Origin of the sequence: Algibacter miyuki (genome assembly GCF_030409805.1) — a bacterium.
In the GTDB taxonomy this organism is placed as follows: Bacteria; Bacteroidota; Bacteroidia; order Flavobacteriales; family Flavobacteriaceae; genus Algibacter; species Algibacter miyuki.
This window is the reverse complement of the sequence record NZ_JAUFQP010000013.1, coordinates 1,439,654-1,459,866: the sequence shown is the minus strand read 5'-3', so window position 1 is coordinate 1,459,866 and position 20,213 is coordinate 1,439,654. Positions and strand designations below refer to the sequence as shown.

The following is a 20,213-nucleotide window of genomic DNA, read 5'->3' as shown; positions in this document are numbered from 1 at the left end:
TTAGATGCTATTTTAAGTGATGATGAGTTAGAAAGCAACTTTAGATATGAAATGCCCGATGCTTTACGTGCCGAATTTGCAAAGTCTAGAGATGTGTATTTTGATATTCAAAAAACTTATGTGAGCTCTATTAGAAATGGAGAATCATCCAAAGTAGTTTTAGAGCGATCTATAGAACACCACGCTAAAATTTGTATTGAAAATAGTGAAGATGTTTACGATGCTTTAGGTTTAGCTAAAATGCTAGGCGACGATATTGATTTCCGCATTCAACGTTATACTAAATGCATCAGTAAAAGCACATTTAACTTTGTAGAATGGCTTAAAGGTGATTATCGTAAGAAATTAAATGCCTATTTGCGTTCTAATTTTGATGAAGTTTTCGAGCAAATTCATGGGCATCCACCAATAGAAGAGTAAACTTCTAAGTGTTTTTTTTATCTGAAGATCTAATTATCATATTTTATTTTTCAACTAAAATTTAAACCTTTCGTTAACCTGAAGGTCTAAAATGGAAAATATATCATGATGATAAAATATAGTGCGGCATTAGTTTTCTTTTTCAGTTTTCAATTATTCCTATTTGGACAAGACCAACTTACGGCTACCATTACAGGTTCTGGCTCACCAAAATTTAATACAGAGCGTGCAGGCCCTTCGGTTTTAATAAGTTATAAAGACACCAAAATTTTGGTGGATATGGGTAATGGCGTCCAAGCGAATTTGGATAGGCTGAATGTTAAAACAAAAGACATCGATGCACTACTTTTTACCCACCATCATTTAGATCATAACGAAGAATTTACGCCTATTTTTATTCATGCCATAATGGGAGGCAACACATTTCAAGTTGTAGGCCCTAAACCAACGTCTAATTTAGTTGAAAGTCTACTTCAGAATTACGAAGAAGACATCAATTACAGACTTTCTAAAAAGAACAGAACATTAAAAGATGTTGCTAGTAATTTTTCTGTACAAGAATTAAATGGAGATGAAACCTTCAACATTGGCGGTATAGAGATATCTTGCACTCCAGTAAACCACACTATTGCCACAATGGCTTACCGTTTTAGTGCTGACGGACAATCGATAGTAATTTCTGGAGATTTATCCTATTCCGAAAGCTTATCTAAGCTAGCAAAACAGGCCGATTATTTAATTATTGACTCCGGAGGAAGCATTGAATTAGGAAAAACCAATACCAGAACAGGAAGTGGAAAAAATAGAAATAATAAAACACATGCGCATGTTAATTTAGACGAAAGTTCTCGCATGGCAAACGAAGCCGAAGTTAAAAATTTAGTATTAACGCATTTCAATTTTAATCATGTAGATGAAGTAGCTACAAGTGCTGCCCTACAAGAAAATTATTCAGGACCTGTTTTTTATGCTGAAGATTTAATGACTTTTCCACATCGAGAAGGTAATAAGCAAGCTGTAGAACAAACTAAAAACGAGAAGAACACGAAAGAAACTCCAAGTTTTAACAACATGCTAAGTAAAATGGATGAGAATAAAGACGGAAAAATTTCTAAAAATGAAGCCAAAGGTAAACTGAAAGAGAATTTTGAAAATCGTGATACCAATAAAGATGGTTTTATTTCTGAAAATGAGCTAAACAGAAGAAAACGTTAATGTTAAGTTTTAACATTTTTTTATGAATTATAGCTTTTATTCACGTGAATATTATCGCATGATAAAAATATAATGTACCTTTACAGCTTATTAATTCACTAAAACCCGCAGGACGTTATAAACTATGGCAAAATCGCAAGTTACATTTAACAAAATTGAAAAAGAGAAAAAACGCTTAAAGAAGAGAGAAGAAAAGCAAAAGAAAAAGGATGCTCGAAAAGCGGAATCCAAAGAGAACCCTCAAGGGATCCAGTTTGCTTATGTAGACTTTAACGGAAATTTAACCGACACACCGCCAGATCCGGCGATGCGTGAAAAGGTTGAAGCTGAAAGTATCGAGTTAGGTATTCCTAAGAAGGAAGACCGTATTGAAGAGGAGCCAGTGGCAAAAGAAGGAAAGGTGTCGTTTTTTGATCATTCTAAAGGTTTCGGTTTTATAATTGACAGTGTGAATCAAGAGAAATATTTTGTTCACGTAAGCGGTTTATTAGAAGATATTGAAGAGAATGACAAAGTAACATACGATCTAGAACGTGGCCAAAAAGGTATGAACGCTGTTCGTGTTAAGAAAATATAATTTCTCTATGATAAAACGCTGATTTATTTAGCTTTATCGTATTCAAACTAAAGTACAAATTTAAATAATCCTCAACAGATATCTGTGAGGATTATTTTATTTTAAATACATTTTAAATGGCTGTTTCACGTAAAACGATTTCTATAGTATTAGCCTTTTTCGCTATTTACGTTATTTGGGGGTCTACCTATTTACTCAACAAAATAGCAGTTTCAGAATTACCTCCTTTCATGTTAGCTTCCATGCGTTTTTTTACCGCTGGTATTCTTATCTTTATCATTGCTAAAATCTTAAAGGTAGATATTTCAATTACGAAAAAGCAATTAAAAAATACCATTATTGCAGGCTTTCTATTTTTAAGCTTTGGAAATGGCGTGGTGGTTTGGGCTTTAAAATATGTGGATAGTGGGTTTGCTGCACTAGAAATTTCTGCACAGCCTTTGGTTGTTCTTATTTTGATGCGCATTTTACAAGGCAAAAAAATATCTGGAATGTCATACATTGGAGTCTTTTTAGGCTTTACAGGTATTTTTCTTCTCGTTAGTCAGAAACAAATTATAAATCAAGAGGGCCAAATTTTAGGCATGATTATGATTTTTATTTGCATGCTCAGCTGGGCTTATGCTAGTATATTTGTTGGTCAGGCCGATTTACCCAAAAACTTTTTCGTAAACACAGGCTACCAAATGGTTGCAGCCGGGGTCATGCTAGGTATTGCGAGTGTTTCATTTAACGAAACCTGGTCTGCACCAACTACATGGAGCACCGATGTTTTATGGGCTATGTTTTTATTAATTATCTTCGGAAGTATTATCGCTTTTACCGCATTTAATTATTTATTAAAGGAAGTATCTCCCGAAAAAGTAGCCACATCAACGTATGTAAACCCCATTATAGCTTTAGTTTTAGGCTGGTGGATTTTAAACGAAAACATTACAAAACAATCTATAATCGCCGCTGTAGTTTTACTTACGGGCGTATATTTTATAAATTCTAAACGCAAAATAAAACCGCGAGCCCTTGGACGTTAAAAAAGCACTACAATTCATGCTCATTAGCACTTTAGCATTTGCATGTATGAATGCCACAGTAAAATATTTAAGTGATTTTAACGCCTTTCAAATTGTGTTTTTTAGGTCGGCGAGTTCCTTATTTTTTACTTTTGGATTTCTACTTAAAAATAAAATTCCTTTCGGAGGAAATAATAAATCCCTTCTGATCTTAAGAGGTGTTGTTGGCGTAACCTCCATGAGTCTGTTTTTTATGGCGACCAAATATTTACCTATCGGTAGTGCGGTATCCTTACGTTATTTAGCACCTATTTTTGCTGCTATTTTTGCTGTTTTTCTACTAAAGGAAAAAGTAAAATTTATACAATGGCTTTTTTTCGCGATGGCTTTTGCAGGCGTTATTGTACTAAAAGGTTTCGATAAAGAGGTAAGTGGTTATGGACTAATACTGATAGTTATATCAGCCATTTTTAGTGGTTTAGTTTATATTGTATTAAGTAAAATTGGTAAAAGTGAACACCCTGTTGTTGTGGTTAATTATTTTATGGTTATTTCTACCGTAGTCGGTTTAATCGGAATGCTTAATCATTGGAAGATGCCTGTCGGGAAAGAATGGTTGCTTTTATCCGCTTTAGGTATTTTTGGATACTTCGGGCAAGTTTATATGACGAAAGCATTTCAAACAGCCTCTACAAGCCAGGTGGCGCCACTAAAATATATTGAAGTTATTTTCACGGTACTCTTCGGAACATTCCTTTTTAGTGAGGTTTACACCTTTTGGAGCTTATTAGGGATTGCTATGATTATTTGCGGACTCGTTTTAAATATTCTTTACAAAGAGAAATATAAAGGATAATTAAACGATTTTTAAGCTGAAGCTTCTTTACTTGAATACTTATAAAATCCCATTCACATAATACTTAATAATTTCAACTTCTGATGCCTGTTCTGAGCCTCTAAAACCTGAAACATCATCATAAGTAATATGCTCATTATAAAATTTCAAATAATTTTCTGCCAACGGCATGTAAGACCAATGCCACTTTTCCATATTATACCCCGTTCTTCCATTAGTTTTTGCTGTGTACACTTGTTTAAAACCGTAGGTTTCTGCATTTTTAATGAGCCAGTTATATATTTTTAAACCTGTTCCCGTTTCAAAATAACGGTTGTTCAAATTATTCAAGTCCATATCTGTTCCCCAATGGTGACGCGATGACGTGGGCATGGAACTATATTCTAATATTTTTAAGCTTCTAGCCTTGGGTTTTAGATTGCTGTATTTTTTCCATTTACGTTCCCAAATGGCTTTTTGCTCATAGAAATTTCTTGTTCCCGAAATAATTTTTAAATCGATACCATCGGCCTTGGCATGCTCGAACATATTTACGAATGCGGCATAACAGCTTTTGTTTAAATAAAGCGTTTTACTGGAATGTACTGGGCTTACTTTTTGGAACAACTCATGTTTTCGGTAATCAAATTTACCTAAAACCAAATCCTTTGTAATTGTTGAATCGATAATAGATGTTGGTTTTTTAATAGGAAGGGTTTCAGTAATAAGTACGGTTTTTACGTCCTGCTTTTTCACATCTTTGCAGGCATATAAAACAAATGTAAAAACGAATAACGTTAAACCTAAAATTTTCTTCATTTAAAATATATTTTTTCGATCAATTAACGTCGGCGTTGCCCGGAGAATTCCATAGCTTCACCTTTACCAAAACCGTAACTCACACCAAAGGTAACAAATCGTCCACGCTTACGGCTGTTGTATAAATAATAGTCGGGTTGTATGGTTTCCGATTGATTAACACGTGATGCAAAAACGTCACGAATACTCATATTCAGAATCACTTTTCCTTTTAATATTTTTTTCCGAAGTCCTAAATCGGCATATAAATTATCATATATTCTACCTTGTAAACTTTCGAATTCCGATTGATAATCGCCCGAAACTTCTAAATCAAAATCTAAAGGCAATTTGAATTTAGAGGTTAAACTTGAAGACCAACGGTTGCCTTTAAAATTAAACGATTCACTTTCAAAAATACCATTTCTATCGAAAAAATTAATATTAAATTCACCACTTAAAGAAAACCAATTTAATGGATTGTATTTTCCGTTAAACTCTAAACCAGTCGTGTTACTTGTACCTATGTTTTCAGGGCGAGAGGTACTAACGCCTTCTTCAAAAGAAACAATAACACTTTCAATAACATCAGTAGTGTAGCGGTTATATAAACTGAAATTTAACGACGCTTTACCAATTTTATGAATACTAGTTATTTCATAAGAATTAGTATATTCTGGCTCTAAATCAGGATTACCTGTTGAAATACTAAAGGTATTCCGAATATTAGAAAACGGGTTTAAAGAACGTAAATTTGGACGATTTATACGACGAGAATAACCCGCTTGTATCGAGAAATCATCATTCACTTTATAAGACGTGTGCGCACTAGGGAAGAGGTCGGTGTAGTTTTTAGAATGATTTTCATTCGTCGTTTCTAACAAGGTTTCAATTTGAGTATCTTCCATTCTAACTCCTAATTTCACACCCCATTTTTCACCTTCGTAAGATGCTGTGGTATAAACGCCAAGCACATTTTGATCAAAATTAAAGATGTTTGTTAAATTGGGGTTGCTTACCCAAACATCATCATCTAAATCGCTTACGGCAAAATCATTAGAAACTTCATTAATTACATATTGCGAACCCGTTTCAATAGTATATTTTTCTAAAAAAGGATGTACATAATCTAGTTTGAAAGTATAATCTGCTAATTTATAATCCGTTCTTGTAATTTGCTCTGCATCAGATTTACTGCCAATACTAGTGGTGTTTTCAAAATAAGACGATTGATCTTTTCTGAAAGAACTCCCCAAAGCACTAAATAGCAAACTTTGATCTTCATGCCTTTTGAAATCTTTCTTATACTGTAATTCGTAACTTAATTTTGGGTTGGTGGCTTCTGTTTTTTCATCTCGTAACCAAGCATCGGTAACACTGTTAGTGCCATCAATACTGGTAAAATCTTGCTGAGAACTTTGATCTTCTACTTCGTAAGCATACGAACCTGTTAGCGTAATCACATTTCTATCGTTAATATGATAGTCGGTACCTAATAAGAAATTACTAAACTTTTCATCAAACTCACTATCACCAAAACTCTGTACGGTCGTTTCTTCTTCAAAATCTTCATTTATACTTTCTGTTTCCCCTGGATAGGTCCTCAACCCGAACCCCAACTGGCTAAACAAATTAAATTTTTCGGTACGGCGATTCAAACTTAAGCCAAAACTGTTACTATTTGGCACACCAACATTTAAAGAAACCGAACCATTTAAACCTTTTTTCTCTGATTTTTTAATCACAATATTGATAATTCCTGAAGTTCCCGCTGCATCATATTTAGCAGATGGATTTGTGATGACTTCAATTTTTTCTATCATATCTGCAGTAATGGTACCCAGCGCATTGCCATCGGCACTCGCTAAAACCGACGGTTTACCGTTTATTAGAATTTGTACCCCTGAATTCCCGCGTAAACTGACTTCTCCTTCAATACTTACATTTACCGACGGTACATTGTTTAAAACTTCGAGCGCACCAGCACCTGTAGCGCTTAAATCGGAACCCACATTAAATACACGTTTATCTAATTTAAATTCGGTTTGTGATTTTTGAGCGCGCACTAAAACTTCTCCTAAAGCCTCTAAATCTTCAGAAAGAGAAATGGTTTTTAAATCAATTTTATTTTTCTCAACCTTAAAATCTTTAAACGTTTTTGATATGAAACCTAAAAAACTAACTTCAATATAGAAATTCCCAGAAGTCACATCAATAGAAAAAAGGCCTGCTTCGTTGGTAATAGTTCCTGTAATTGGCTTTTTTGTAACGTTATCTATTATTGAAATAGTAGCATACTCAATGGTTTGCTTTGTTTCGGTTTCAATTACCTTTCCTTTTATTTCTATTGTTTTTTGTTGTGCATTTACAACAGTAAAGCTAGTCAAGGCGAAAAAAAAGAGGGCATTTTTAAACTGATGAAAGTTCATGATGAAATAGTTAGATTGATTAACTAACAAATATAAGCGCAAGAGCTTTACCTTTTTAGATGCTTTTCATGTATTTTAGTTAAATTTAACTTAAAATATACAATTTATGTGTTTGAAGCACAAGTTTTTCTGAAGATATTCATCTAATTACAAAAACCTAATACACATGACACATAAAACTATTTTAACTGTGGCTTTAGTGATGCTTTTCTTTAAAAGTAATGCTCAGGAAGTCAAAAACACGAACCAAAAAGGAATAACTTATTTTGGTGATTACACCATTGAAAATCCAGATTACGGTACGAAAACAGTGGTGACTTTGGATGAAGAAAACCGCGTTATGGTAACCAATGCGTTACCAAATCATGAGACCGGAGAATTTCCACGGAAAGGAAATCCAAATACCATTTCTGCTCAAAAAAAGACTTATAAAATTCCTTTAAAACCCGTTTTTACAGGGCATCCAAAATGGGCTAGAGAACCTGGAATTGCATTAAACGGTGTTAAATTTGAACCCGAAACCGCCGAAATGGTCATTTGCGATAGTGGTGAAAACTTTAAGGTTGAAGCTGTTCAAGACCTAATAAACTTGGGATTAGATTTTAATAATGCACACGTACAACCTACTGGAGAATATCATTACCATGGTATTTCGGAAGCTCTAGTTGAAGCTTTTGATACAGGAGAAGATCTAGTACTACTCGGTTTTGCTAAAGATGGTTTCCCGATGTATTACTCTAAAAGTGGTGCTTATAAACCAAGTTATAGCATTATTGATGATACATATTCGGCTACTGATTGTACATACTCGAACCCTAAACAAAATCTTGACGTTCTACTAGAAGGCGATAAATTTGACGGTACGTTTGTTTCTGATTGGGAATTTGTAAAGGGCTCAGGAGATTTGGACGAATGTAACGGTATTTATGTAAACGACACATATATGTACATTGTTACAGACGATTATCCATATGTTGGACGTTGCCTAATGGGTGAATTTACCGAAGAAAGACCACAAGGACCAAGACCAGGAGGGCGAGAAGGTGGACGAGAAGGACGCGGCCAACGCCAAAGACCTGGAGGCGGAAATGGCAGACCGTAATAACTTTATATCATAATTTTATAAAAGGGCTTGGTACTTCATTTTATCAAGCTCTTTTTTTGAGTTCAATTAACAATAAACGTACATTTGTTGCTTAATTCTTGGCATGACGCATCCGAATAAATTCTCATTTATCAACCCCAAAAAGTTTCCGTTTTATTATGGTTACGTTGTATTGCTTATTGGCAGTATTGGTGTTTTAGCAAGTATTCCTGGGCAAACAGTGGGTGTTTCGGTGTTTACAGACCCTGTAAAAGATGCGCTAGGACTTACCCGAAATCAATTCAGCAACGCCTATATGCTCGGCACCTTATTAAGCGCCTTTTTCGTGGCACGTGCTGGTGTTTTATTCGATAAATATGGTGCACGTTATGTGGCTTTTTTTGCAACTGTATTTTTAGGCTTGGCCTTATTACTATTTTCTGTTTCTGCAGAAATGAGCGCATGGCTTAAATCGGTATTACATTTAAATACTTGGGGCGTACCTTTTGTTTTAATAACGGTATTATTTTTCTTTACGCGGTTTTGTGGTCAAGGCGTACTCACAATGGCATCGCGAAATATGATAATGATGTGGTTTGATAAAAACAGAGGTAAAGTAAATTCCATAAGTAGCATTGGCGTATCATTGGGATTTTCAAGTTCTCCTATTTTTATTAATGCTATTATTGACGATCATGGATGGGAAATAAGCTGGCAAATTCTAGCACTTTGCTTATTTATCTTTAGTCTATTTGTTTTGCAGTTCTATCGCAACAAACCTGAAGATTTCAGCCTAGTGCCTGATGGATTTGTCAAACAAGATGAAACAAAAAAGGAAATTCGTGTTGAAAGAAATTTCACTTTAGTGGAAGCAAAAAAAACAAGAGCTTTCTGGATGATTGGGTTAACCCTAGCTTTTAATAGCTTCTTTATAACAGGTTTCACTTTTCATGTGGTGTCTATTTTCGGAAGTCAAGACTACAGCAAATCAGAAGCTATTGCTATATTTTTGCCAATTTCAATTATCGCCATTACCGTATCTACAATTGGTAATATTTTGAGCGATTATGTACATCATAAAATATATTTATATGTCATGCTTACCAGTGGAGTACTAGCTTCCTCTGGTTTATTATTTTTATCGCAAGGTTTTGGAATCTATTTATTAATTATTGGTTTAGGAATTCTTACCGGCTTATTTGCCGTGGTTAATGCCGTAACTTGGCCACGATATTATGGTCGTAAATATTTGGGATCTATCACGGGAAAAGTAATGAGTTTCTTGGTTATTGCTAGTGCTATTGCTCCAAGTTTGTTTAGTTATTGCTTTTCTACTTTCGGAACTTACAAATATATTGGATATATCACTTTATGCTATCTTTTGTTTTTAATTATAGGAAGTTTGAAGGTTAAAAACCCACAATAATATTATTCTACATTTTAATAAGGATGTTTTTGTCCGTTATTAAATTTCGTTTATCTTTGTACCTTAATTAAAAGGAATGATTACATCTTTTTTTATTTTCATAACACGATAAAAGATAAAAAGATCCGTTACTCCTCATTTAATTAAGAAATAATAGAGTATAAAAAACCAATTATTAATAACCTTAAAACCAGAACTCATGACAACAGCATCACTTACCGAAAACATTATTTATAATGAAACGAAACCGGCAGTAACCCTCATACTAAAAACACAAACCACCAAAGAAGTCCGCATTGTATTTAAAAAAGGTCAATTAATGAAGGAGCATAAAGCACCTTTTCCAATTATCGTTGAAATTTTCGAAGGCCTTATAGAATTTGGTGTAAACGGAGAAAAACTAATATTAAAAAAAGGAGCACTCATTGCGTTAGACGCCAATGTACCTCATGATTTAAACGGGTTGGAAGATTCTATTGTAAGACTTACCGTTTCAATTAACGACCAAGTGCAACGTGTGAAAAATGTTGCTTAATTACTAATTATAACTAAAAATAATAAAATGAAAAAAGTTTGGATAGCATTTTCCTGCGTAGTGATTCTTTCCTTTATTGCTCTAATATGGGTGGGAACCGAAGTATATCAAAAGCAACCTCCAATTCCTGAAACGGTTATCATAAAAGAAACAGGGCAAACGATATTTACTAAAGAAGACATCCAAACCGGGCAAAATGTTTGGGAGTCTATCGGTGGTATGGAAGTTGGTTCTATTTGGGGACACGGTAGTTATGTCGCACCCGATTGGTCCGCCGATTGGATACACAAAGAAGCTGTTTTTATGCTCAACTCTTGGGCGAAACGCGATTATAATAGTACTTATGAAAATTTAGATGTAGAACGAAAAGCGGCCCTAAAAGCACGTTTAATTAAACATATAAAAACAAACACATATAACCCTTCAAATGAAAGCATTACTATTTCGCAAGATCGATATAATGCCATTGTTAGCAACTCGAAACATTATGCTGATATTTTTTCTAATGGACATGAAAAATACGCCATTCCAAAAGGCGCATTAGTTGATGTTGACAAATTAGCAAAGTTAAACACCTTCTTATTTTGGACCTCATGGGCAGCAAGTACCAACCGACCAGATAAGGATTATACTTACACTTCAAACTGGCCACATGAACCATTAATTAATAATACCATTACGGCCGATTCGCAAATTTGGTCAGGGTTTTCAGTAGTTTTATTATTGCTTTTTATTGGGATTTTAACTTATTATTATCTTAGAAATCACGAAAAAGGACATGCCGTTGTACACCCTAAGGAAGATCCTTTAGAAAAAATGGTGTTTACACGGTCTCAAAAATCTGTGTTAAAATACTTCATTGTGATTTCATTATTAATTGCGCTTCAAGTTGTTTTGGGGGCTATTACAGTACATTATACTGTGGAAGGGCAATCGTTCTTCGGATTCGATTTATCCAGTTTTTTACCGTATTCTATTACTAGAACTTGGCACACCCAATTGGCTGTTTTCTGGATTGCAGCCACATGGCTGGCTACTGGATTATTTCTAGCCCCTATGATTAGCGGAAAAGAAATGAAATTTCAAGTTTTCGGTATCAACTTTTTATTTGGTGCGCTTCTCGCTATCGTATTAGGTTCTTTAGCCGGCGAATGGTTAGGGGTTCATCAATTTTTCGATTTAACAACCAATTTCTTCTTTGGCCATCAAGGTTATGAATACATGGATTTAGGTCGATTTTGGCAAATATTTCTTGCTATTGGACTTGTTTTATGGGTGCTTATGGTAGGCCGCCACGTAGTATTTGCAATTAAAAAGAACGACGATTCTAAGCATTTATTAATTATCCTTTTAATTTCAGTAATTGCTATTGGAATGTTTTTCTTTTCAGGATTAATGTATGGCGAAAATAGTAGTTTACCTGTAATTAATTATTGGAGATGGTGGTTGGTTCACCTTTGGGTAGAAGGCTTCTTCGAAGTATTTGCAACTGTAATTATTGCATTTATTTTCTTAAGAATGAAAATTCTATCAGCTAAAACCGCAGGTAGAGCCTCAATAGCATCAGCAACCATATTTTTAGCAGGAGGAATTATTGGTACATTACACCATTTATATTATTCTGGAACACCGGTGCAAGCCATTGCATTAGGTGCTACATTTAGTGCTTTAGAGGTGGTACCATTAACCTTAATGGGGTTTGAAATTCGAGAAAACTGGAATTTACTAAAATCTCATAAATGGGTTCAAAATTATAAATGGCCAATTTTCTTTTTTATCGCAGTAGCATTCTGGAATATGGTAGGAGCAGGGGTTTTTGGATTCCTGATTAACCCACCAATTGCGCTGTATTATATTCAAGGTTTAAACACCACAGCAGTACACGCGCACACCGCATTATTCGGAGTTTATGGACTGTTAGGTATGGGATTCATCATTATTTGTTTGCGTTTTTATTCAGATCGAGTTTGGAATTCAACAAAACTAAAACGTGCCTTTTGGTTCTTAAATATCGGTTTAGTGGCTATGGTAGTTTTAAGTTTGTTACCTATCGGAATTATTCAAGCTTACACGTCTATAACCGAGGGGTATTCCTTTGCTAGAAGTGAAGATTTATTATACTCACCAACGGTACAAACCTTAAAATGGATGCGAATGATTGGTGATATCATATTTTCAGTAGGTATATTTTATTTCTGCTGGTTCACCATACAAGAAACTTTATATTGTTTAAAAAGAAAAAACTAATTTAAAATGAAGCAAATAGAAAACAGAGCCGATGTTTATAAATTAGTTTCTGAGTTTTACACTGTAATTCGAGCTAACCCTGTGTTGGGCCCCATTTTTAATCATCATATTTTAGATGATCAATGGCCAGCTCATATTGATAAATTAACCGATTTCTGGGTGACTAACCTATTTGGTGAAATCTGCTTTAAAGGTAATCCTAGTCAGGCGCACTTAAAAGTTGACAACCACTTAAACCACAATATGGAACAACACCATTTTGAAATTTGGTTAAACCTTTGGTTTGAAACGATTGACAACTGGTTTGATGGCGCTTTAGCACAGCGCGCTAAAGATGCGGCCACCCGAATGGCCACAGGGCAATATCTATTTGTTCTGAAAAGTAGACAGCAAATTAATACATAGTAAGCACTACTATACTAAAAACAAAAAAACTCAGGGTTTTAAAAATCCTGAGTTTTTTGTTTAATACAAACTATTTATTATCATATAAATGGCCTTGCCTAAAATCTTTATACGGCTTGTCATCATCATCTTCACTCGATGCGGTATTCAACGCTTCTAAACGTTTATTTTCTTTTTTTAACTTGTGCGATTTTCTAACACCTAAACACAGTAATACTCCAAAGAAAATGAGTACTACAATAAGTGTAAAAACAGTGGCTTTTTGATGTAAAAAATGTGTTTTAATCAAAAAAATATGCAAATTAGAAAGTGATTTCATGGTAAACCATATAAGTTAGCAACTCCCAAATATACTGTATTTTTATATGTTTCAATACTTTACGTGGAATAATTCTATATAATTTATGCAGTACATCTGTAAATTTCGTTGTTTATCAGATAGTCTTTAGTAGAGGTATTTGGATTTTATTTCACGTATACTGTAACATTTTAAAAACATGATAGACATACAAGTTGTAGTAATTAAACGGAAATTTATTAAAAAAAAATGTTTTCTTTCAGAACTCACAAATTTTACCGTAATTGCTTAGCCATTAATGTTTAATCTTAAATAATAAAGTATCATATGTCCGACGATTTTGATTTATTAGAAACCTCTTCCAACGAAAAAACAGAAAAAGTAGATGTCAACTGGGGAAAAGCCATAGACACCATGAAATCTAAATTATCTCAAGAGGACGACCCCGAAGTGCGTCAAAAAATCCTAAATGCAACTCTGGACGATGTCGTTCACATGGCCGAAAAGGACCGTACTACATTACTTGATGCTATTAAAGATTTAACCGATTATCAAGATGAAGTTGGTATTATGTTCGAAAAATTTTCAGCATTAAATCCTACCGAACAAAAAGTAATCGACGATGCTCAAAAAGCATTAGAGCGTGCTCGTATTGAACTAGAAGATGCAGAAAATAAAGCCGATACTTGGTGGAATAATCTATGGGGACGCAAAAGCAAAATTAAAAAAGAACAAGCAGAATATAAAGAAGCCGAGAAATTACGTGCAGGAGCCGATAATAAGGCGAAAGCCATGTTCCAAGAGCGTATAGAAAGTGCCGATATACAAACACTTTTAAATGAGTTATCATACAAATCTCAAGCTGCAGTAACACGTTTAAAAAACCGTGAAGTAGAAATTAAAGAGGTTGAAGAAAAACTTAAAGATGCCATAGTAGAAGCTTCTAAAAATCACACTAAAGCTTTAGAAAAAAAGAAAGAAGTAGAAGATAAGCTAGAAGAGCAGTACGCTTTATTAAAACAAGCGCGCCAAGAACTAGAAGATATTGCCGACAAGCAATCTACCGAATATTCTGAAGCCATTGGAAAAATGACAGCTTTGGAACAAAAAGTAGAAGAGTTAGAAGGACTTAAAAACGCTTACACCACGTTAGCTGCTAGTAAAGATAGTTTCGTGCACAAGCATAATTTAACCATAAAAGTGCTAACATCTTTACGTAGCAACTTGCAAACGCATCGAGCCAAATTAAAGTCGGATACCGAAGAGCGTCTTAAATATTACGATGGCTACGTTGTGGCTTTAAAAGCGCGAACCGATCAAGAATTTGCTGCAATTTTAGAGCATTTAGGTGTAAAAACCGATGAACATATTGGGCAAACCTTAGCATCTATGCACACGGCAAGTGCCAAAGCGCGTCAAGATATGATGGATAATATTCCAGTTCACGAAAAAGTGATGCAAGGTGTTTATAGTAGTTATGCCGAAGCTTTACAAGAAATTCGTGCTAAAGATGGTGAAATTCAAAAGAACTTTGCAGAGCGTTATGGTATCGACATGAAAGAGATTTTCGAAGATTATTATAAAGCGGATGCCAATGCTCCAAAAGGTGATGGCGCCGAACCAACAGGAAAGCCAAAACCACAAGCTACCGAAGACGATTTGCTAAGCTAAAAAAGTAAAGAACAAAACACTTATAAAAATGTGGGCGTTCCTTTTTACAATCCTGCAAGGTTTTTTTAGTAAACCTTGCAGCAGCGTAAAAAGTCAGGCTTTCACTACTCGCTCCCTTCTAAAGTCGGGGAGCTCAAACATAACGTTCAATCCTTAACGCGGGATGGCCTCTAGAGCATTTCATAACAGCCAAAAACAAGACTCTCCGTCCAAAAAAATATTCAAGAAGTTCAAAACACCTCACATTAATCAAAATAAATGTCAATAAACCAAATAGTTACACCATTAGACTCTGCCATTCTCGATTCCAAGGAGCAGTATGTCTTTTATCATAAAATGGTCGACTTTGTTTTTAAAGAACTTATAGTGGCCGTACAAAGGCAAAAACTATGTAACACGCAAGAAGTGTTGTTATTTAAACAATATTCCGATTTACTTTTATATTCCATCGAAGCCATGCGTATCAAATATATGTACGATGATGAAGATAATATGAAAGTGGATTTAACCGAATCTGGTTTTCCTAATTATTTAGAGTTCCGGTACCTGTTTAACGATCTAGAATTACGTCAGGAATATCTCGAAAAGCTTACACCAATAGCTACTTTAAAAGAAGATTTTCTAAATACCTTAATGCATAAAAAGCAACCCGTTTCTAAACGAAAGTTGTTTCAAGCCGCATCTATTGTATATTATTCTTCAGTAAAGAAAGAATATATTTTTAATCGTTTTGTACAAGGTAAAATACTAAGCGCACCAGAAAATACAATAGCCGATTTATTAGTTAGCTGGTCGTTTTTCGATGTGTCTTTAAACAGACCATTTATCTGCTATATGTATTTTACTTACGACGGAAAAGATGTAAATGATTATAAAGATGAAATTTATGAGGTTTTAAAAACCACATCAGATCGTAAAATGGCGTTAGATACTATGGCTTACACTATTGATAGGAAACTACCAAAAGTGTCACCTAAATTGATAAAACGTATCGATTTAGGTCCGTTGCACAATATATTTGCTAAAGATGAAAACTTGGTAACCCATACCATTTTAGAATCTATAGGTAAAAAGGAAATTCCTTTAGAGTCTTATGCTATTTCTTTAGAAATAGACGAAGTTGCATCGGCAAGCGAATTTAAAGAAGGTAGTTTTTTCAGCAAACAAACCCTTCAAAAATGGGATACGGTATTTAAGCAAAAGTACATTTTTGCACCACATCGCATCATTCAACTATTATATAATAAAACGCCAGAGTTGTTAAATGGTTTAGCCAAAGCGCCATTTGAAGTCTCTAGTTTAAAAATAGATATTAAAAAATAGAAAAGTACTCAGTCGCAGTATTCTATATCATTTGCTGGTACTATAAACTAAGAATTAACCCTTAAAAAAAATGGAGCACAACTCAACTTTCCCTATAAAACTTACCGAACTCGATATGCTTCGCGACGAGGCTTCATCATACTTAAAAAGTGTGCAATGGGAACAAGGCTCAAGAGCGAAAAATAAAGGTGCTAAAGACGAATCTATTTTACTCTATTTATCTAGAGCAAATAGCGGGTCTTCGGTAGAGATTACCTCGGTTTCTAAAACGATTTTAGCCTTAAAAAAACGATTGCTACCCGATTCTGTAGCGCTTCCTATTCATTTAAATCAAACCCTTTATGCGGTGCAAGAAGGGATTACTTTGGGAATTTGGATTAAGGATAGTTATTATGATGCTTCGGGATTATCTAGTTTAAACGAAAATAAATCGGCTTTAGATTCTAACGGAAAAAGGGAGTTCGAAAGTAAAATGCATACCGCAACGGCATTCATGTTATTTTCAACGGCTTATAAAATCCTAAACGATTTAAAACCTTTTGCTTCAGACGATTTATCGGTTATGAAACAGAAATTTGCCGGTATTCCAGAGGTGTCTTTACTTTCGCCTTTAAAAGGAATTGCATGTAGTTTGTTTTATTTTGATAAATACCTTGGACATCCAGAAATTGTAATGTCTGATAAAGATGTTATCGATTTTACGGTGGTATATTTTGAAGCTTTAATTGGCGAAATTCAACTTAGAAAAAGTAGTTTAGAGTATACCGAAACCATTGAAGATAGAACATATAAACTAGAAAAATCGGAGTTTTCTATATCAGGCTGGAATAATGTGTTTTCAGGAACTGCCAAAAGTATAGAATTCAACAAAATAAAATTTGAACAAATAGTTGGTAACCGAGATGCGAAGCACTTTGCGCGTCGTTTAACAGAGCGTATGCTGAGTTACGATTTTACCGCAAAAAAGAATCCGTTTCAAGAACTTGGCGGGTTTATGCCGGTTTTTATGGGCTACGGAATTCCTGGTACAGGAAAAAGTATGCTTATTGCTGCTATTGCGACACGCTTAAAAGAGCATTGCGATAATTTAGAAATTCCGTTTTTGTTTCACCCTATGCCAGATACTTTAATTTCCACTTTTCAAGGAGGGTCGGCAGAAAAAATGGTAGAGTGGATGAAACCGATGCAAGATCCAACAAAATTGATTTTCGCACCTATTGATGATGCTGAAAATAATTTACAAGAGCGTACAGCTCAAGGCGTATCTGCAGGTGTAAAAGAAGTTATTGGCGTGTTTTTACGTTATACAGAAGGCGCTTATGCCGTAAATTACGGTAACAGTTCTATTGGTTTGTTCACCAATTTGCCTGAAATGTTGGATAAGGCTGTGATTTCTCGTGTACAAGGTCGTTTTAAAATTGATGGAGCCCGAACGGAACACGATTTTTTAGATCAAGATTACATTTGGTGGAATAAACTAAACCAATCTTTACCCGATTTTGTAAATATGGAAAACCCTGATAGTTATAAGTATTTAAGCGATCAAGGACTTTCTAAAAATATGGGTGAAATATTAAACACATCTAGTAAACCTAGTGAAGCTAGAGTGCATGCTATTTGCGATAAGGTGGAAGCTAAATTTAAAAGCAACGAGCATCTGTTTTATGCCAATTTGTATCAAGAAATGCAAAAGGCTTTCCCGTTCTTTTCATCACGTGATGTTCGGAATATTCAGTCGGCTATTTCTTTACGTTTAACCGATTTTGATTTAGAAGAAAGCTGGTTCGAAAACCCTGAGATTTATTTCAAACAAGATTACGACACTAAGTTTAATATGCTTCAGGAAGTGATGAAAGGGAATATGAAAGGTTTAGATTTTTCTGAAATTAGACGTCAGGAAGTAGTGCGCTATTTAGATAACGTTGCCACTATTGCCGATACCGACTTTAAGCGCAAAGTAGATGCTAGAGTCAACCAAATAAATATAGAAACCGCAGCAAGAAAAACTTTTGAAAATGGCATCTAACAGATTAAAAAATATAAAAAGCACGTTGCTTTCTGATAATTATTACATTCTTAAAAAATTAAGTTTCGACTATTTAATGAGTAACGGTACTTGGGTTAACCAAATGCGCGAAGTTTATGATAGAGGAGATGGCGCAGGAATTTTACTTTTTAATACCGAAAAACAAACGGTTATTTTAACGAAGCAGTTTAGAATGCCAACCTATCAAAATGATAATAAAGATGGCTTTTTAGTAGAAATTACTGCAGGGATGTTGGATAAAGATAATCCTGAAGACTGTATTATTAGAGAAACTGAAGAAGAAGTAGGTTACCGCATAAATAAAGTAACCAAAGTTTACGAAGCCTATACATCGCCAGGTGTAATGACCGAGAAAATGCACTTTTTTATCGCGGAGTATACCGATGATATGAAAGTAAGCGAAGGGGGTGGTGTGGAAACTGAAACCGAAGATATTGAAGTGCTAGAATTACCTATTGAAGAAGCGATAACCATGCTTAATAACGGTGAAATTCAAGATATGCGGACTATTGTTTTATTGCAGTATGCTATTATTCATGGATTGGGTAAAAGTTAAATAAAATATTCGAACTTTATTAATATTTCGGAACTTCAAACAAAGTATACCATGAGTAACATTAAGCTCAAAGTATTAAAATAATAAAAATGCAAAAACTAATAAAAGCGAATTTATACCGAAGCGAGCTCATTTCAGTGAGCGGAAAACTCGTCGAGCGTTACAACAAATGCTTGGTAAAGCTTGGCTTTTCAGAAACTAAATTAAAGTCTTTTCAAATTGATGGTATTGGTTGGAGTCCGCAAGTTGCAGAAGAAAAAGGAGCCATTGATTACCTCAATAATGGTGAAGCGAATCCGCATGGCATCATCATTTCGCCATTACAACAAGGGAAACCGGTGTATTTACCGTTTCATACCTTCGATAAGGAATTGATGAAGTTTGTTTTTAAGGTTCATGGTAAAAAAATAAAAGACATTACCCGAGATTCTGCTATTTGTCTAGATTTCGATCAAGGTATCGATGCCTTTTACGAGCCTTTAGATGTTTTAAAATACAAAACGATAAACATTCATTTTCACCTCATAGATGATTTGCTAAACGTTCAAAAAGAACAACGCAAGTTAGTAGAAACCTTTAATAGAGATCAAAATTTTATAGACGAAAATCTTCAAGCCGCCTTATTACAATCGGCCAAGGCGCATGGCGATTTACGTGAGCGTGATTTAGATTTACACGAACTTCAATATTCCACGAGTTCGTTTTATACGCGCGCTTTTGGAGGAATTTATGTACTGCGCGATTTTATTACACCTATTATTGTTTTTGAAGATGAAACTTGGCATAAAGAAGCTATAAAAGATACCACTTACGATGTTATTATCTTTCATATAAACCAGCCACAACTTATAGATCAGTTACGCGACCATGTTATTATTGAATGTGATTTAGGAGACGTTGTAAAAACAAAACGTTACGATAGGATTAAGAAGTTCGAGATGGCAACCTATTTAAAAACGACACAGCACCCCGTAAAAGATATTTTAAACGACCCGATTTTATATAAAAGCTATTTAAATAAATTAGATATCGAAGCACGTAAAAACGTGATGAGTGTAGAGCGTTACTTAGAAAAACTAGAAACTAGCAATCAATATAAAATTTCGGATATTGTAGATTTAAAACTGTATCAAGCTTTGCATCAGCCACATTCATCGCTAGACGTTAAGCATCAAGATTTAATTTGGATGTTGCTAGTTAATGTGTCTCCCAAAGATGTATTATTCACCTATTGGTTTGATAAAGAAGCCTTTTATAAAAGCTTTGAAACATGGGACGAATCCCTAAAAGATTGGGCAATTGAAACCATTAGTAACAATATTTAATTTTTATAGACT

At 34.5% G+C, this 20,213-nt stretch carries 17 protein-coding genes and 1 pseudogene; 15 read left to right on the top strand and 3 right to left on the bottom strand.

Annotation, left to right across the window (positions count from 1 at the left end; translation table 11 throughout):
- The 5 genes and pseudogenes from QWY92_RS18155 to QWY92_RS18135 all read left to right on the top strand — a co-directional run.
- Window positions 1-420, top strand: a pseudogene (locus tag QWY92_RS18155) (DEAD/DEAH box helicase); the annotation flags it as partial.
- Between the two features lie 105 nt (window positions 421-525).
- A complete protein-coding gene (locus QWY92_RS18150) occupies window positions 526-1,635 on the top strand; it encodes an MBL fold metallo-hydrolase (RefSeq protein WP_290274084.1) in 1,110 nt (369 codons plus the stop codon).
- Window positions 1,636-1,759: 124 nt separating this feature from the next.
- Window positions 1,760-2,212 (top strand): cold-shock protein, encoded by a 453-nt coding sequence (locus QWY92_RS18145; protein WP_290274082.1) that lies wholly within the window; start codon window positions 1,760-1,762, stop codon window positions 2,210-2,212.
- 116 nt (window positions 2,213-2,328) lie between these two features.
- Window positions 2,329-3,243 carry an EamA family transporter gene (locus tag QWY92_RS18140; protein ID WP_290274080.1) on the top strand — a complete coding sequence of 305 codons (915 nt, stop codon included), beginning with the start codon at window positions 2,329-2,331 and terminating at the stop codon, window positions 3,241-3,243.
- Window positions 3,244-3,259: 16 nt separating this feature from the next.
- Window positions 3,260-4,078, top strand: a complete 819-nt coding sequence (locus QWY92_RS18135; protein ID WP_290274145.1) for a DMT family transporter — start codon at window positions 3,260-3,262, stop codon at window positions 4,076-4,078.
- Between the two features lie 39 nt (window positions 4,079-4,117).
- Here QWY92_RS18135 and QWY92_RS18130 read toward each other — a convergent pair whose 3' ends face one another.
- The gene (locus tag QWY92_RS18130; protein WP_290274077.1) at window positions 4,118-4,876 is read right to left on the bottom strand and encodes a M15 family metallopeptidase; all 759 of its coding nucleotides are present in this window, start codon (window positions 4,874-4,876) and stop codon (window positions 4,118-4,120) included.
- Window positions 4,877-4,899: 23 nt separating this feature from the next.
- The gene (locus QWY92_RS18125) at window positions 4,900-7,284 is read right to left on the bottom strand and encodes a TonB-dependent receptor (RefSeq protein ID WP_290274074.1); all 2,385 of its coding nucleotides are present in this window, start codon (window positions 7,282-7,284) and stop codon (window positions 4,900-4,902) included.
- 166 nt (window positions 7,285-7,450) lie between these two features.
- Here QWY92_RS18125 and QWY92_RS18120 point away from each other — a divergent pair, with 166 nt between their 5' ends.
- From QWY92_RS18120 to QWY92_RS18100, 5 genes are all read left to right on the top strand, one after another.
- A complete protein-coding gene (locus QWY92_RS18120; protein WP_290274071.1) occupies window positions 7,451-8,386 on the top strand; it encodes a YHYH protein in 936 nt (311 codons plus the stop codon).
- 106 nt (window positions 8,387-8,492) lie between these two features.
- On the top strand, window positions 8,493-9,794 hold the full coding sequence (locus QWY92_RS18115) for an MFS transporter (RefSeq protein WP_290274068.1): 1,302 nt from the start codon (window positions 8,493-8,495) through the stop codon (window positions 9,792-9,794).
- Between the two features lie 199 nt (window positions 9,795-9,993).
- Window positions 9,994-10,329: a cupin domain-containing protein gene (locus QWY92_RS18110; protein WP_290274065.1), complete on the top strand. Its 336-nt coding sequence runs from the start codon at window positions 9,994-9,996 to the stop codon at window positions 10,327-10,329.
- Window positions 10,330-10,356: 27 nt separating this feature from the next.
- The gene (locus tag QWY92_RS18105; protein ID WP_290274062.1) at window positions 10,357-12,576 is read left to right on the top strand and encodes a nitric-oxide reductase large subunit; all 2,220 of its coding nucleotides are present in this window, start codon (window positions 10,357-10,359) and stop codon (window positions 12,574-12,576) included.
- 6 nt (window positions 12,577-12,582) lie between these two features.
- Window positions 12,583-12,981, top strand: coding sequence for a group III truncated hemoglobin (locus tag QWY92_RS18100; RefSeq protein ID WP_290274060.1), 399 nt, complete (start codon window positions 12,583-12,585; stop codon window positions 12,979-12,981).
- 70 nt (window positions 12,982-13,051) lie between these two features.
- Here the strand turns inward: QWY92_RS18100 and QWY92_RS18095 are convergent, their stop codons facing one another.
- Window positions 13,052-13,270 (bottom strand): hypothetical protein, encoded by a 219-nt coding sequence (locus tag QWY92_RS18095; protein ID WP_290274057.1) that lies wholly within the window; start codon window positions 13,268-13,270, stop codon window positions 13,052-13,054.
- Window positions 13,271-13,606: 336 nt separating this feature from the next.
- On the opposite strand from QWY92_RS18095, the gene QWY92_RS18090 reads away from it, so the two are divergent.
- From QWY92_RS18090 to QWY92_RS18070, 5 genes are all read left to right on the top strand, one after another.
- Window positions 13,607-14,950, top strand: coding sequence for a microtubule-binding protein (locus QWY92_RS18090; protein WP_290274055.1), 1,344 nt, complete (start codon window positions 13,607-13,609; stop codon window positions 14,948-14,950).
- A 258-nt stretch (window positions 14,951-15,208) separates the two neighbouring features.
- Entirely contained in the window at window positions 15,209-16,273 is a 1,065-nt protein-coding gene (locus tag QWY92_RS18085; RefSeq protein WP_290274052.1) for a hypothetical protein, read from the top strand.
- Window positions 16,274-16,343: 70 nt separating this feature from the next.
- Complete coding sequence (locus tag QWY92_RS18080) at window positions 16,344-18,299, top strand: AAA family ATPase (protein WP_290274050.1); 1,956 nt, start codon at window positions 16,344-16,346, stop codon at window positions 18,297-18,299.
- Complete coding sequence (locus QWY92_RS18075) at window positions 18,289-18,876, top strand: NUDIX domain-containing protein (RefSeq protein ID WP_290274046.1); 588 nt, start codon at window positions 18,289-18,291, stop codon at window positions 18,874-18,876. Before QWY92_RS18080 ends, QWY92_RS18075 begins: the two co-directional genes overlap by 11 nt.
- A gap of 89 nt (window positions 18,877-18,965) precedes the next feature.
- Complete coding sequence (locus QWY92_RS18070; RefSeq protein WP_290274043.1) at window positions 18,966-20,201, top strand: DUF6638 family protein; 1,236 nt, start codon at window positions 18,966-18,968, stop codon at window positions 20,199-20,201.
- Window positions 20,202-20,213 lie beyond the last annotated feature (12 nt).

Excerpts from the sequence above, each read along its gene's own strand:
- QWY92_RS18150 (WP_290274084.1), top strand. The coding sequence starts at position 526 with ATGATGATAAAATATAGTGCGGCATTAGTTTTCTTTTTCAGTTTTCAA.
- QWY92_RS18145 (WP_290274082.1), top strand. The coding sequence starts at position 1,760 with ATGGCAAAATCGCAAGTTACATTTAACAAAATTGAAAAAGAGAAAAAA.
- QWY92_RS18140 (WP_290274080.1), top strand. The coding sequence starts at position 2,329 with ATGGCTGTTTCACGTAAAACGATTTCTATAGTATTAGCCTTTTTCGCT.
- QWY92_RS18135 (WP_290274145.1), top strand. The coding sequence starts at position 3,260 with ATGCTCATTAGCACTTTAGCATTTGCATGTATGAATGCCACAGTAAAA.
- QWY92_RS18130 (WP_290274077.1), bottom strand. The coding sequence starts at position 4,876 with ATGAAGAAAATTTTAGGTTTAACGTTATTCGTTTTTACATTTGTTTTA.
- QWY92_RS18125 (WP_290274074.1), bottom strand. The coding sequence starts at position 7,284 with ATGAACTTTCATCAGTTTAAAAATGCCCTCTTTTTTTTCGCCTTGACT.
- QWY92_RS18120 (WP_290274071.1), top strand. The coding sequence starts at position 7,451 with ATGACACATAAAACTATTTTAACTGTGGCTTTAGTGATGCTTTTCTTT.
- QWY92_RS18115 (WP_290274068.1), top strand. The coding sequence starts at position 8,493 with ATGACGCATCCGAATAAATTCTCATTTATCAACCCCAAAAAGTTTCCG.
- QWY92_RS18110 (WP_290274065.1), top strand. The coding sequence starts at position 9,994 with ATGACAACAGCATCACTTACCGAAAACATTATTTATAATGAAACGAAA.
- QWY92_RS18105 (WP_290274062.1), top strand. The coding sequence starts at position 10,357 with ATGAAAAAAGTTTGGATAGCATTTTCCTGCGTAGTGATTCTTTCCTTT.
- QWY92_RS18100 (WP_290274060.1), top strand. The coding sequence starts at position 12,583 with ATGAAGCAAATAGAAAACAGAGCCGATGTTTATAAATTAGTTTCTGAG.
- QWY92_RS18090 (WP_290274055.1), top strand. The coding sequence starts at position 13,607 with ATGTCCGACGATTTTGATTTATTAGAAACCTCTTCCAACGAAAAAACA.
- QWY92_RS18085 (WP_290274052.1), top strand. The coding sequence starts at position 15,209 with ATGTCAATAAACCAAATAGTTACACCATTAGACTCTGCCATTCTCGAT.
- QWY92_RS18080 (WP_290274050.1), top strand. The coding sequence starts at position 16,344 with ATGGAGCACAACTCAACTTTCCCTATAAAACTTACCGAACTCGATATG.
- QWY92_RS18075 (WP_290274046.1), top strand. The coding sequence starts at position 18,289 with ATGGCATCTAACAGATTAAAAAATATAAAAAGCACGTTGCTTTCTGAT.
- QWY92_RS18070 (WP_290274043.1), top strand. The coding sequence starts at position 18,966 with ATGCAAAAACTAATAAAAGCGAATTTATACCGAAGCGAGCTCATTTCA.